The following is a 13,993-nucleotide window of genomic DNA, read 5'->3' on the forward strand; positions in this document are numbered from 1 at the left end:
ATTCCGACCGGATATTCCCGAGGCACGTTCGGATCGGTATTGTCACCGGCCCAGTCCACCCAGATGTCGGGGCTTTTCCAGCTTGGCACATGGTCCTGGAAATGCAGATCGATGAATTCCGCCTGCTCACGCTCGACCCGCACCCGCCAGACCGGAATCGACCCCCGCACCGTGACCTGTTCTTCGATCCGGACGGTTGTGCCCTTGATCGGAAACTCGGCCGCGGCGGCGAAGTCCCATACGTCGCCCACGTTGCGCAGCTCGGTCCCCGCGTTCAGGCGGTGGGCATGCCGGCGGTAGAGACCGTTCACCGCCCATTCCCGGTCGCTGTCGGGATCCAGCCCGTTGGTGGCATAGATCGTGGGTTGCGGGTTGAGGTTCTTGCTGAAATTCGCGCCTTCGGCTCGAAGCTCCAGAAACGCCGTCACGCCGCCGTCCGAGCCCAGGTTCAGTTTCATCAGCTGACCGATCTCGACGCTGCCGCCGACCTCGTCCCGCACATCCTGGCGCATCGCGTTGTCCCAGTATTCGACCGGCACCAGCCACGCCTCCTGCACCAGCGTGTCCGTGGGCGAAGGCAGATCGACAAAGATCGTTCGGTTGACATTCGCGTCGGCGTCATCGGCGATCCAGCCCAGCGACCATTTCGACCAGCCGCAGAAATGGTGAAACTTGTCGTTGCCGCCCGCCATCATGGCATAGCGGTCCACATAGAGCACATCGTCGCGGTAGCCGTTGGCGGAATAGAGATCGGGCAGACCCAGCGCATGCCCCAGTTCGTGCGCCATCACGCCGGTTTCGTCGTTCAGATCGGCCGAATTCAGATAGGTGAAATTCTGACCGGTGATCGCGCTGGTCCCGAACTGCACCGGATCCTCGCCGCCCGGCGGCGCCTTGTCGGTGGCATAGTGCGTCCGCTTGTACATGCGCTTCGACGCGAACCCGGCGGGCTCGTCGCAGCTCCAGGCCTCCGCGGCCGGAATGCCGGGATGCGGCATCCCCACATGGGTGATCATCATCACGTCGAAATCCGCGAACATCGCCGCGACGGCGGCCCGGTTCCATGCCCCCGTATCGCGGATGTGCTGGCAGGCCGCCGTGAACGTGTCATCGGACAGGTCTATGGCATGTCTCAGCGCGTTTGAATCGTTCGGATGGCATTCCGACCCCGGATCGGGTTGCGCCGTGTCCCAGCCCGTGCCGGCCAGACCCGATGAGGACTGCACCTCCATCGTCGCCTGCTGGCCGCCGAAATCCCGTGTGAAGCTGACCGTGACCTCGATTTCCTGCGCGGTTCCGTCGAAAACGGTGCCGACCGAGGTTTCGAAATAGGCCGCCGTGCCGCCGATGCCTTCGCCGGCATCGACCTGGGCCGCGCGCAGGCATTCCGAGAAATAGTCGCTGACCCGGCCGGTGCTGCTCATGACGCCCGGTGTGTCGCCAAATGTGGTGAGCCCGATATCGCTGAGCGCCGTACCGGTTGCCGATGTGACCGAGACCTGTCCCTTTTGCGTCGCGCCGCCCGAGGGCTGGATTCTGAACTGGCCTTGCAGCCGACCGAATTCGGTTTCGTCCCCGGAGGTGCGTTCGCGCCGATAGACCACGTCCTGGATCAGCATGGGGCTGCCGGCGATGCCGGCCTCGGCCGCGCGGATCGCCGCCGTGACATGATCGGCCAGCGCGGTCAGGAACACGTCATGATCGTCGGCCTGATCGAGCGTGAGGTTGAGTGCTCCGAAATTGAGCGTCAGCGTGTGGCTGTCGCCGGTCTGCGTTTCGACCGCGAGTTCCGCCGTTTCGGTGCCGGTGAAATCCACCACAACCGGATAGACCCCATGACTCCGGTCGGTCCACATCGCGGCAAAGGGGATGGCATAGCTGTTGTCGGCCCCGGCCCGTGGGTGGGTCAGGATCTCCAGCTCTTCGGTGCCGTCGAAGATCAACGGATCGGTCCAGTCGGCGGGCAACACCGCCTTGAGCCCGCCCCCCCGATAGGCGTCCCACCAATAGTCGCTGACCGGCTGCGGCAGAACCAGCGGTGTGCGAACGCCGCCGATGTCATAGCCGAAGGTGGTGAACTGATAGTCGGCATCGCCAAAGCTGCATTCGTCGTAGTAATCGTTGATGCGGTCAAAGCTCTTGGCCTCGATCTGGGCCATCAGTTTGGCCATGTCCGGGTCGTTGAAGGTCTGGCCGTTGTCGATCACCGGAAAGAGGCAGACCTTGACCGTGGGGTTGGGCACCGCCGGCGCGTCGGTTCGGCCCCAGTATGTCACGGTCTTGGGCTGGGGAAGCGGCACCGGGATGAAATCGTCGGGCAGGCGCGGTTTCAGGGTGGCGGCAAAGTCGGCAAGCGCCAGTGTCTCCACGACGCCCTTGCGCGGCAGGTGCAGGAGCATGTTCTGACTGTGCGTCTGCCCGGTCGCGATCGCGGCGCCCTGCCGGTCGAGCCTGCGCTCGGCCAGGATGTTCAGACGCCGGTCCAGGATGGCCATGCGGGTGCCGCCGCGCGCGAAGGCGACCAGATGGCTGCCGACCCGTGCCAGGTGGTGCACGGTGAACCCCAGCTTGGCGCGGTGCCGGTCGCCGCAGGGTTCGTCGTCGCCGGGGCGTCCTCCGCCGTTCGGGTCGCCGCCGCCGGGCGTTCCGGGACCCTTGCAGTCGCAATCGCAGCCGCAGCGTTTCAGGAGAGTTCTGAGAACGTAGCACAGCCGCGCCAGCGGGTCGGCCACCCGGGCCGCCGCCTCGGGGATGGCGGATGCGCGTAGATCCACCTTGCGGACCTGCCCGCCCTTTTGTGCCAGAACCAGATGCGTGCCGTCGATCACGGTGGCGGCGGTGACTCGTTCGACTTCGAAACCGTGCACCTCGGGTCCGGCGGTCTTGCTGTCTTCGCCGACAAGAATCAGCCGCGCCTCACCGCGTTCGCGACCGATCAGAATGTCATGCCGGTCGGCATCGAGCGCCGAAATCTCGGCATCCAGGTGCAGCGGCCCGAGTGGCGTCACGCGCCCGGAACGGCGGTCGAGCTCCCAAAGCTCCACGTTGCCGCTCTCGCCGGTCAGCAGCACCGACCGCCGGCGCAGCACGACCATGTCGCGGATGGGCGCGTCGATTTCCGCGGCGATGCGTTGGAACTTCGCGTCCCCGGCTGGCGCGTCCCCGGCGGCGCGAAAATCGCCCTTGTGCAGCCTGCCTTCAGTGTCGATTGCATAGAGGGTCAGTGCGCCACGGCGTCCGCCGGGGATCAGCTTCACCGGCACGCCGCTCAGCTTGCCGCGCGCGACGGGTTTGGCCTTGTTCTGTCCATAGTCCTCGAACCGATAGACGTGGATCACCGACCGGTCCGCCGCCGCAACCAGTGTGTCGTCGGGTCCGAAAAGGGCCAAGGGATCGGGCGTTTCCTCGGTGCCGCCACTTTGGCCGGGCCGGTCCTTGCCGTAACCGCCTGCGCCCGGTTTGCGCGTCCGGACAAGCCGATAGCCGGTTTGATGTTTCGTATGGGCGGTTTCGGTCTTTCCGGACATGACAATGGTCCTCCGTGTGCAAAGTTTGGGGTGAAATCAGGGCTGAGTCGTGCCGGGGAACACCTGAGCGGTCGCGCAGTTGCAGGACGAAGAACGCGGCAATCGCGGTGGATCGGAATGTATCGTCATGGTCCACGGTCCTTCGTGGCCGGCCGCATGGGAAACCCGGGCCGGCGGCGCAGCGGAATAAACCGAACCGACCTGAAAGAGTATTGATTACAATAGGTTGCCGCCAATTCGGCGGGGAATGCTCTTGATTGCGTGAAGCGGGTCGGAATCGCGCCTCGTTTGCAAAAGAGTACCCGAATTCGCCTGATATTGGAACGGGGCAGCGCCAGTGACGCACACAGACCAGGCGTTGCTGGTGCTTACGCCGCGAATTCCCTCAGCACTTCGCCCGCGTTTTCCGTTGTCCGCCGACCGTCGCGCATGGCGAAGCGGCCGTTCACCAGAACATGCGCGATGCCCGAGGCGTAGCGCCGGGGGTGACGGGCCGAACAGTTGCTGGCGATGCTGGCCGGGTCGAAAACGCAGATGTCCGCCTTGTGCCCGGTCTTCAGCCGTCCGCGATCCTTCAGGCCCAGGCGATCGGCGGGCACGGAAGTGATCCGGCGGATGGCGTCGGTCAGCGGCAGCACGTTCCGATCACGCACATAGTACTGCAGGAACCGGGCCGCCCAGCCATAGCCGCTCAGCGATCCGACATGATCCTTGAGGATGCCATCATTGGCCACCGCGATCGTGTCCGAAATCACCGCGCATTCGGGCTGCTGCAGACACAGGTCTATGTCCTCGTTGCGAAAGGACTTGGAAGACCAGAACACGCCCATCAGATTCTCGCCCTCTTCCAGCAGGATGTCGAGCACGGCGTCATACGGATCCACGCCGCGCATGCGGCCGATCTCGGCGAAATCGGCGCCGATCAGATCCTTGTTGACGGTCGCGTTCAGAAGCACGATGTCGCTCCATTTCCGGGCCTTGACGATCAGCCACATGGGCTGCGGGTTGGCCATTATCCTTTCGCGCTGCTCGGGATCGGACAGCCGCTTGAGCACCTCGTCCAGCCCGCCCGCCTGCGCCCATTTCGGCAGGATCGCGGCGGTGAGCGTGTGGTTCCAGTCATGCGGGATGACATCGAACGCGATGTCCACGTCATGCCGGCGCGCCAGCTCGATCATTTCGAGCGTGTGCTCCATCGCATAGTCCGGCGCACCGAATTTCGGCTGGATGTGCGAGATCTGCAGCCGCGCGCCCGCTTGCCGGGCCGTGGCGATCGCCTCGGCAAAACCCAGATCATAATGGGTGTCCCGGTTGCGCACATGGGTGGCATAAAGCCGTCCGCGTTGCGCCGCCCGTTCGCACATGGGCACCAGATGCTCGGGCGCGGCGAGGATGCCGGGCCAGTATTCCAGGCCGGTCGAAAACCCCCCTGCCCCCTCCTCCAGGGCCTGATCGACCATCCGGCTCATTTGATCGATCTCGTCCGGTTCTCCGGCGCGCAGCGCCTCGCCCAGCACCGCGCGGTGGATGCTGCCGTGGCCGACAAAGGCCATGACATTCACGCCGAGATCGGTCTTGTCGAGCGCGTCGAGATATTCGCCGAAACTGCGCCAATGCGGATGATCGGCCTTGTCGGTGTACCAGGGCGATACCGAGGGGATCACATCGTGATCGCAGACCGGCGCACAGCTGATGCCGCACTGGCCGACGACTTCGGTCGTCACGCCCTGATGCACCTGGCTTTGGGCGCGTCCGTCGGCGATCAGCGTGAAATCGGAATGCGTGTGCATGTCGACGAAACCGGGCGCGACGGCCAGTCCGGAAACGTCGATGATCTCGGCCGAACCGTTCCCGTCAAGCTGGCCGATCGCGGCGATCCGGTCGCCCCTGAGGCCGATATCGGCGGCGTAGGCTTCTGTACCGGCGCCATCCAGAACATGGCCGCCCTTGAGGATCACGTCGAACATGGCTCTCCCCTATTTTGCTTCTCCGTATACCCAGTCGGGCAGGAACAGTGTCAGGTCCGGGATCAGGATCAGGACCACCATGCCGATGATGTAGGCCAGGATGAACGGCAGCACGGCGACCGAGATCCGCTCCATCGAAACGCCGGAAATGCGAGCCGCGACGGTCAGGTTCGCGCCCAGAGGCGGCGTGAGGAAACCGATCTCGCAGGTGATGACGGTGAAGACGCCGAACAGCACCGGGTCGATCCCGAGCGACACGGCCAGCGGCAGGAAAACCGCCGTGAACAGGACGATCTGCGCCAGCGACTCCATGAAGGTGCCGATGAAGATGTAGAAGACACCGATCAGCAGCATCACCAGAATCGGGTTTTCGGTGATCGAGGTAATGCCCTGCTGCACCGCCGCGGGCACGTCGTAGAATGCGGTCAGCTGTCCAAAGGCGAGCGTGGGCGTCAGCAGGATCAGGATGCCGGTCAGCAAGGCGGTGAAGCGCAACGCATCGATGATCTTGCGGACCGTGAGTTCGCGATAGATGAACAAGCCGACGAACAGCGCATAGAACACGGCCACACCCGCCGCCTCGGTCGGAGTGAAGGCGCCGCCATAGATGCCGCCGAGGATCAGAACCGGTGCGCCGATCGACCATTTGCCGTCCCATGCGGCCTTCAGGAAGGGCTGCCACGAGAACGGGTGTCCCGTGCCGCCATAGCCGCGCTTGCGGGCGATGATGTAGGTGGTGATCATCAGCAGCACCGTCACCATGAAGCCGGGTATCAACCCGGCCAGGAACAGCCGCGGGATCGAGGTTTCCGACACCAGACCATAGATGATCATCAGGTTGGACGGCGGGATGAGGCTGCCAAGCGCCCCGGCGCTGGCGGTGATAGCGGCCGCAAACGGCACGTCATAGCCATCGCGCCGCATCGCCGGGACCGTCACCGATCCGATGGCCGCCGTGGTGGCGGGGCCGGATCCAGACAGCGCGGCAAACAGCATGCAGGCAAACACCGTGACCAACCCCATGGACCCGCGATAGGCGCCGACGAGCTTGGTCGCGATGGCGATCATCCGGTTGGCCATGCCGCCGACCTCCATCAACCGTCCGGCAAGCACGAAGAGCGGAATGGTCAGCAGGGGAAAGGGCGTCAGACTGGAATACCCGGTCTGCGCCATCAGAGTATAGGGAATGTCGATCAGATAGAGCGCAAGCGCCGTGGTGACGCCGACCGCAACGAACAGCGGCGTGCCGATCAGGGTCAGGATGACAAAGGCAAAGGCCAGGATCAGGAGGGAGTTCACAGCTGGTGCTCCTGCTCCTTGACGGTTTCATCCCATTCCTCGTGCAGCATGCCGGGAATGCCCTCGCCACCGTCCTTGTACCAGGCGATGTAGGTCTGGATCAGGCGCACCAGCATCAACGCATAGCCGATCACCAGAATGGACTGCGGATAGAACTGGTCGATCCCCAAGCTCGGACTGCGCGAGGTGAACTTCCACAGGACGGCCAGATAGTCCCAGCACACCTTGATCATGAAAAGCGAGAACAGCGCCCAGGCCAGATCGGCAACGAAGATCACGATCCGGCCCGCGCGTTCCGGCAGCGCCTTGACCCCGACCAGAATGCGGATGTGAAACCGCTCCCGCACGCACAGGGACGCGCCCATGTAGACGGCCCAGACCATGCTGATCGACGCAATCTCCTCGGACCAGTGCAGGGCCGTTTCGAACACGTAGCGGGCGATGACCTGCGCAAAGACGCAGACGGCGATCACCACCAATGCGCTGCAGCAGATCAATTCCTCGAAATGCCGTTCCAACCATTTGAGAGCCGACATCGTGGTCTACCCGTTGTTCATGAAGAAAAGCAGCCGGCGGGAGAGCGCCCCGCCGGCATCGGACGCCTCAGTTGGCCTCACCCTGGATCGCGTTCACGAGATCCACGAAATCCTGCCCGCGTTCCTGCGCGAAGGATTGCTGGATTTCCTGTGCCGCCGCGATGAAATCGGCCTTGTCCGGGCGCGTCATCGCCATGCCGCCCTCGGCCACCAGCCATTCGCGGATTTCCTCGGTCTCGTTCTGGACCTGGCGGCGCAGCTCGGCCCCGGCCTCGTCGGCCGCCTGTTGCACCATCGCGCGCTGTTCGTCGGTCAGCCGGTTCATGAAGGCATCTGACGCAAACAACGGCGCCATCGCCACGAAATGTTCGAGGATCACCAGATGCGGTTCGAATTCATAGAATTTCATGTCGCGGATGAACGAGGTTCCGTTGTCGCCGCCATCCACGGTTCCGGTCTGCAGGGCGGTCGGGGTTTCCGACCAGGCCAGCGGCACCGGTTCGGCGCCGAAGGCTTCGAACGTGGCGATCATGACTTCATTCTTGGGCACCCGGATCTTGAGCCCTTCCATGTCGGCCATCGTGTTGATCGGCCGCTTGGAGTTGTAGAAATCGCGATACAGCGCCGGACCGAAGCTGAGCAGATGCACGCTCGTGTCCGCCTGCAGGCGATCCTTCATCAACTGGCCGACCTCACCATCGACCACCTTTTCCAGATGCGCGGTGTCCTGGAAGATGTAGGGCAGAACCGTCACGTCCATCAGCGGCCAATGCGGCGACACGTTGTTGGCGGTGATGAAGAAACCGTCCACGGTGCCCAGCTGCATCGCCTTGAAGGCTTCGTCCTCGGTCGAAATCTGGTTGCAACAGCGCAGCTTGACTTCGATGGCGCCATCGGAAATCGCTTCGAGCTTTTCCTTGAAGATGGTTCCGAACCGGCCATAGATCGACGCTTCGGGCGCACCGAAGCCCAGGTTCATCGTCACATCCGCCGCCGATGCCGGAAGTGCGGACAGGGTCAGCCCGGCGGCAAGCGAAAACGAGGTTGCATACTGAATGAGGGTACGTCTGTGCATGTCTATCCTCCCTGGCAGCACATTCGTCCGCCGGATCGGTTCCCTTTCGGATGGGGCGACTTCTTGATTTCGGACCCGGCGGGTATTGCCCCAACGGTAGCCGATGCGCATACCGCTAGAAAACAGGGTTTTGTGGGGAGAAAAGGCCTATTTTTTGTGGTTAAGGCTGCATCAGCAGATGATCGAATGTCCCCTCGCGCGCCAGACCGGTGCCGATATCGATGATCGCGCGCACGACCGCAGAGTTTTCCAGCTGCGCCGCATAACCGATCCCGTACAGGGGTTCATCGACCTCGCCCGCGATCGGAACGGCCCCGTAGCCACCTTGCCTGTCCCGGTCGTTCGGGCCGCAGATGTTCAGGATGGCATAGCCGAAGCCGGCGCCGACGAGGCCCCGCAACACCGCGCCCGACTTGGTGCTGTGAACGATGTCGGGTGCAAGTCCCTGCTTCTGGAACATGCTCAGGAAATATTCCCGCGTGCCGTGCACGTCGAGCATGATGAGCGGTTGTTCGGAAAGCTCCTCCAGCGTGACCGTGCGTTGACCGGAAAGCGGCGAGTTGTGTGGAACCAGCGCCCAGGGGCGGGCACGAAACAGCGGCACGAACCGGTTGTCCGGATGGGTATAGCGCCGGTAGGTCAGGACCGCATCGACCGCGCCGGAACGCAGCAGGTCGTTGACCACCTGCATGTCGCCTTCCATCACGTCGATCCGGATATCCGGGTAACTGTCGGCGATCCGGCGCAGGAGCGGCGGCAGCACATAGGGCGCTGTGGGCTCGTAACAGGCCAGCCGCAGCGTTCCGGTGGGATCGCCGGCCAGCGACAGAAGGTCGGATTCGAACACCCGCGACTGCTCCAGAAAGGCCGAGATGTGCCGGCCGGCCTGACGGCCCAGCTCGGTCGAGACCAGCCCCTTGGCGGGAATTCTGCGGAACAGTTCCGCCCCGATCGTCTGTTCGATCTGGTCGATGGCGGCAGTGATCGAGGATTGGGAGATGTTCATCTCGGTCGCGGCGCGCGCAATCGAACCCGTGCGCATCGCGGCATCGAAATATCTTAGCTGTTTCAAGGTGAACTTCATGGCATTCCCACATCTGTTGGGCCTTATTGAGATAGTAAATCCATTTTGTCGCGGATTGAAGTTGCGGTACTCCGGTTGACAACCAAGAGGACATCATGGCCCCAACCACCCTGTTCCGCTGCCGCAAGATCATCACGATGGACCCGAACCGGCCCGAGGCGACCCATGTCGCCGTGCGAGACGGAAAGATCCTGGCGGTCGGTGACGAGGGCTGCGTCTGGCCGGGCGAAGCCGTGGTTCACGACGAACGCCTGGCCGAGGCGGTGGTGATGCCGGGCTTCGTCGAAGGCCACGCGCACATGATGGCCGGCGCGATGTGGCGCTTTGCCTATGCGGGGTATCACGACCGGCTGGACCCGAACGGTGTGCTGCACGAGGGCATGTCCGACATCTCCGCCGTGATCGAGCGGCTGCGCCTGTATGACGCCGAACTGCCAAAGGACGATCCGCTGGTGGCCTGGGGGTTCGATCCCATATTCCTGCAGTCGGAGCGGTTGGGGCGCCGGCACCTGGATCAGGTGTCTAGCCAGCGGCCGATCGCGGTTCTGTTTTCCAACTTCCACCTCATGTGCGTGAATTCGGCGGCCCTTGCCCTTGCGGGGTATGATCGGCACAGCAATGTCGAAGGCATCGTGAAAGGCCCTGACGGCGAACCCACGGGCGAGTTGCAGGAAATGGCGGCGATGTTTCCGGTCATGCGGCGGACCGGCATCGATTTCCGGGCGCTGACCCAACAGACCGATGTTGTCCGGACCTATGCGGCGGTTTGCCGACGCGCCGGTGTGACCACCACGACCGACCTGTTTGCCGAAATGGAAGACGCCGACATCGAAGCACTCCTCTCGGTGACGGGAGAGCCGGGTTTCCCTGTTCGGATCGTCCCGGCCCTGGGCGCGGGCGGCGGCGATCCCGACACATTCGCGCAGCGGGCGCTGGCGCACAAATCGCGCTCCTCGGACAAGCTGCGGCTGGGCGCGGTCAAGCTGATGACGGATGGCTCGATACAGGGCTGGACCGCCCGCGTGAAATGGCCGGGCTATGTCGGCGGTCAGCCCAACGGAATCTGGAACACCCCGCCCGAGCGGATCTTTGCCCTCTGCGAGGCGATGCAACGGCACGGCGTTCAAATGCATATCCACGTCAACGGCGACGAAGCGTCGGCAGTTGCGCTGGATGCGTTGGACGCGGCCGCGCGCAAACACCCCTGGCCCGATGCCCGGCATGTCCTGCAGCATTGCCAGATGATGGGCGCCGACCAGTTCAGGCGATGCGCGCGCCTTGGCGTGTGCACCAACATCTTTTCCAACCACATCTGGTATTTCGGAGACCAGCACGCGGCGTTGACCATTGGCGAGGACCGGGCGCGGCGCATGGATGCGGCGCGCACCGCGCTGGACGAAGGCGTGCGCGTCGCGATTCACTCGGATGCCCCGGTGACGCCGATGGCGCCGCTGTTCACCGCCTGGTGCGCGGTCAATCGCCGGACGATGTCCGGCCGGGTTCTGGGCGAGGCGCAGCGGATCACAGTGGACGAAGCCTTGCATGCGATCACGCTGGGCGCGGCCTATACCCTTGGGCTCGATGCGGAAATCGGCAGCATCGAAACCGGCAAGATCGCCGATTTCACGGTGCTGGGCGATGACCCGACCCAAGTCGCGCCGGAACGGCTGAAGGACGTGCCGGTTCTTGGCACCGTATCGGGCGGCGAGGTGCATCTGCTGTGACCCGGCTGCCGCTGACCGTCATTGGCGGATACCTGGGCGCGGGCAAGACCACGCTCATCAACCGGTTGCTGTCCGAGGATCACGGACTGCGCCTGATGGTGCTGGTCAACGACTTCGGCGCCATCAACGTCGACGCGGCCCTGCTGGCCTCGGCCGAAGAGGACACGATCGCGCTGACCAATGGATGCGTCTGCTGCACGATGGGGGCCGACCTGTTCCTGACGATCGGCGACATACTGGACCGAAAGCAGCGCCCCGATCACCTGATCATCGAAGCCAGCGGCATTGCCGATCCGGCTGCCATCGCCAATGTCGCCCATGCCGAACCGGATCTGAGCTATGCCGGTACAATCACCGTGGTGGATGCAGGCAATACTCTGAGCCTGCTGGCCGACGCACAGATCGCGCCCCAGATCCGTCAGCAGATCCGCGCCGCCGACCTGCTGGTATTGAGCAAGACCGACCATGTGCAGGACGGGCTTGCGACCGCACTCAAGCCGCTGCACCCCCGACGCCCGGTCATTCTGACGGATGGTCCGACCGCGCCGCTCTTGCTGGGCGTGGTGCCTTTGGTCCGGCACCTGGCGTCCGCGCCGCATCCAACCTACACGTCCTGGCATTGTTCCCGACCAAATCTGCGAAACCGTCAGGCTCTGGAAGGCAAGCTGAGCCAAAGGCCCGACGGGCTCTACAGAGTAAAGGGCTTCGTCGAGACCGAGGAGGGAACCCTGGAAGTGCAGGTCGTCGGAGGGGTGCAGGATATCCGACCGGTCCAAGCGCCGCTGGAACCGGGGCTGGTGGCCCTGGGCCTCGCCGACCGCGTCACCACCGACGAGATCGAGGCCTGGTGGTCCGGGGCCTGAACCATCGCGTTGGAACTGGCTTGCGCGTATCGTGCGCTGCCGGTTTTCCGACAGTCATTTCAACCGGCTGAATGGGCGGGATTTCACCGTAACCAGCGGGCCTGACTATCTTAATCCGCGATTATTTGGTATTTTGTACAAACTATACTAGAGAAATTCATTTTTCGGGGTGCATTGAATGCGGGTTTACGAAGCGGTTGTTGCCGCCCTCGAATCTATTGGCGTCGATGCAGCTTACGGTGGCGCGGGCGAAAATGCCGCCGGCTTGATGCTTGCGCTCGATGCCTCGGAAAAGATCCGGCCGATCATCGCCAAGAACGAACAGGGCGCGGCGTTCATGGCCTGCGGCCATGCGATGTTCACCGACAAGCTGGGCGTGTGTTTTGCCACCGCCGGGCCGGGGGCGTTCAATCTGATCTCGGGCCTGTCGGTCGCATTGACGGACAGCTATCCTCTGCTGGCGATCTCCGGCTATTCCACGGTGGCCTGGCAAGGGCGCGGCGGGCTGAACGAAACCTCCGGACTGGCCAGAACGCCGGATTCGCGGATGATCTTTCGGGCCGTGACCAAGAAGGATCCCGAAACCGGCGAACCCGCCGATTACCTCGTCACGGATCCCGCCGACCTGATGGACACGTTGCAGCGCGCGATCAATGTGGCCTTCGAGGGCCGGCCCGGCCCGGTGCACGTGGCCATCGCCGAAGACATCACCGACCCCAATATAGAAGTTGCCGATTTCCGCCCCCTGACACGTCCCGAAACGGGCGCCCGGCCGGCTGCGGCGCAAATCGACAAGGCCGCCAACGCCCTGCAAAAGGCCATTGCCGCGGACAAGACCGTCGTGATGCTTGCGGGATTTGGTACGATCCGGGCCAGGGCGTATGAGATCACCAAACGCTTTGTCGAGCGGTTCCAGATCCCGCTGCTCACCACCATGGACGGCAAGGGCATCGTGCCCGAAGAACATCCCCTCGCCATCGGGCTTTACTGCGATTCCGGCCACAAGGCCGCGTGGGAGCTGTTTGGGGATGCGGATGTCGTGCTGGCGGTCGGCAATTCCTTTGCCCAGCACGCCACGTTCGATTTCTTCGACGGGTTGTTCGACGGCAAGACCCTGATCCACGTCAATATCGACCCGGGTGAATTCGACAAGTTCTACAAGGCCGATCACGTTATCCAGGGCGATGCGCGGCTGGCGTTGGAAGACCTGTACGCCCGGCTGGATGCCGCGGTCGGGCCGGTCGAGCAACGCGACTATCGGCCCAAGGATTATGACGAACGCTTCATCATCTCGCCGCAAAAGGAACTGCATCCGGGCGAGATGGTCCAGAAGATCTCGCAGATGCTGCCGCCCGGCGGAATCGTCCTGACCGATGCCGGGGCGCACGCGGCCTGGACCGGGTATTACCTCGAACTCAAGGACGGGCAGAACTTTCGCAAACCCGGAACCTACGGCCCGATGGGGATCGGCGTGTGCGGTGCGATCGGCGCGAAATACGCCGAGATGAACCGTCCGGTCATCGCCGCGGTGGGCGACGGATCGTATCTGATGACCGGTTTCGAGCTGATGACGGCGGTGCAATACGGCATCCCGGTGGTCTGGGTCGTCTTCAACGACCGCGAGTTCAAGCTGATCAAGCTTTATCAATTGTCGGCTTTCTTCAAGACCGGATTGGTCGAGTTCGACAACCCCGACTATGCCGCCTATGCGCGCGCCTGCGGCGCCGAAGGGTATACGGTGGACAAGCTCGAAGACTTCGAACGCGCCTTCCGCGCCGCCCTGGCCAGCGGCAAACCGGCGCTGATCGATGCAAGGATCACGCGCCTTGCGCTGCCGCACTATTCCCCGCATCCCGAAGGCGTTCTGGCGGCGATCTGGTCGGGAGTGCGCAAACGTTTCGGGTTGTGAATTGGAGGC

Annotated in this window: 9 protein-coding genes; 3 read left to right on the forward strand and 6 right to left on the reverse strand. The window is 63.5% G+C overall.

The features are described 5' to 3' along the window. From AC2FNJ_RS15850 to AC2FNJ_RS15875, 6 genes are all read right to left on the reverse strand, one after another. Positions 1 to 3,527: hypothetical protein (locus tag AC2FNJ_RS15850; protein ID WP_496765608.1), on the reverse strand; the 3,527-nt coding region annotated here is incomplete at its 3' end. A 368-nt stretch (positions 3,528 to 3,895) separates the two neighbouring features. Beyond that, complete coding sequence (locus tag AC2FNJ_RS15855; RefSeq protein WP_496765610.1) at positions 3,896 to 5,494, reverse strand: N-acyl-D-amino-acid deacylase family protein; 1,599 nt, start codon at positions 5,492 to 5,494, stop codon at positions 3,896 to 3,898. 9 nt (positions 5,495 to 5,503) lie between these two features. Further along, on the reverse strand, positions 5,504 to 6,793 hold the full coding sequence (locus AC2FNJ_RS15860) for a TRAP transporter large permease (RefSeq protein ID WP_496765611.1): 1,290 nt from the start codon (positions 6,791 to 6,793) through the stop codon (positions 5,504 to 5,506). Then, the gene (locus tag AC2FNJ_RS15865) at positions 6,790 to 7,329 is read right to left on the reverse strand and encodes a TRAP transporter small permease (protein ID WP_496765613.1); all 540 of its coding nucleotides are present in this window, start codon (positions 7,327 to 7,329) and stop codon (positions 6,790 to 6,792) included. The genes AC2FNJ_RS15860 and AC2FNJ_RS15865 overlap by 4 nt, the downstream gene beginning before the upstream one ends. A 67-nt stretch (positions 7,330 to 7,396) precedes the next feature. Beyond that, positions 7,397 to 8,404 (reverse strand): TRAP transporter substrate-binding protein, encoded by a 1,008-nt coding sequence (locus AC2FNJ_RS15870; protein WP_496765614.1) that lies wholly within the window; start codon positions 8,402 to 8,404, stop codon positions 7,397 to 7,399. Positions 8,405 to 8,564: 160 nt separating this feature from the next. Continuing rightward, positions 8,565 to 9,488, reverse strand: a complete 924-nt coding sequence (locus AC2FNJ_RS15875) for a LysR family transcriptional regulator (protein WP_496765615.1) — start codon at positions 9,486 to 9,488, stop codon at positions 8,565 to 8,567. Positions 9,489 to 9,583: 95 nt separating this feature from the next. Here AC2FNJ_RS15875 and AC2FNJ_RS15880 point away from each other — a divergent pair, with 95 nt between their 5' ends. From AC2FNJ_RS15880 to AC2FNJ_RS15890, 3 genes are all read left to right on the forward strand, one after another. Further along, positions 9,584 to 11,212 carry an amidohydrolase gene (locus tag AC2FNJ_RS15880; protein WP_496765617.1) on the forward strand — a complete coding sequence of 543 codons (1,629 nt, stop codon included), beginning with the start codon at positions 9,584 to 9,586 and terminating at the stop codon, positions 11,210 to 11,212. Next, positions 11,209 to 12,075, forward strand: a complete 867-nt coding sequence (locus tag AC2FNJ_RS15885; RefSeq protein ID WP_496765618.1) for a CobW family GTP-binding protein — start codon at positions 11,209 to 11,211, stop codon at positions 12,073 to 12,075. Before AC2FNJ_RS15880 ends, AC2FNJ_RS15885 begins: the two co-directional genes overlap by 4 nt. A 178-nt stretch (positions 12,076 to 12,253) precedes the next feature. Next, positions 12,254 to 13,984 carry a thiamine pyrophosphate-binding protein gene (locus AC2FNJ_RS15890; RefSeq protein WP_496765619.1) on the forward strand — a complete coding sequence of 577 codons (1,731 nt, stop codon included), beginning with the start codon at positions 12,254 to 12,256 and terminating at the stop codon, positions 13,982 to 13,984. Positions 13,985 to 13,993 lie beyond the last annotated feature (9 nt).

The organism is Ruegeria sp. BHSB196, from assembly GCF_059613135.1.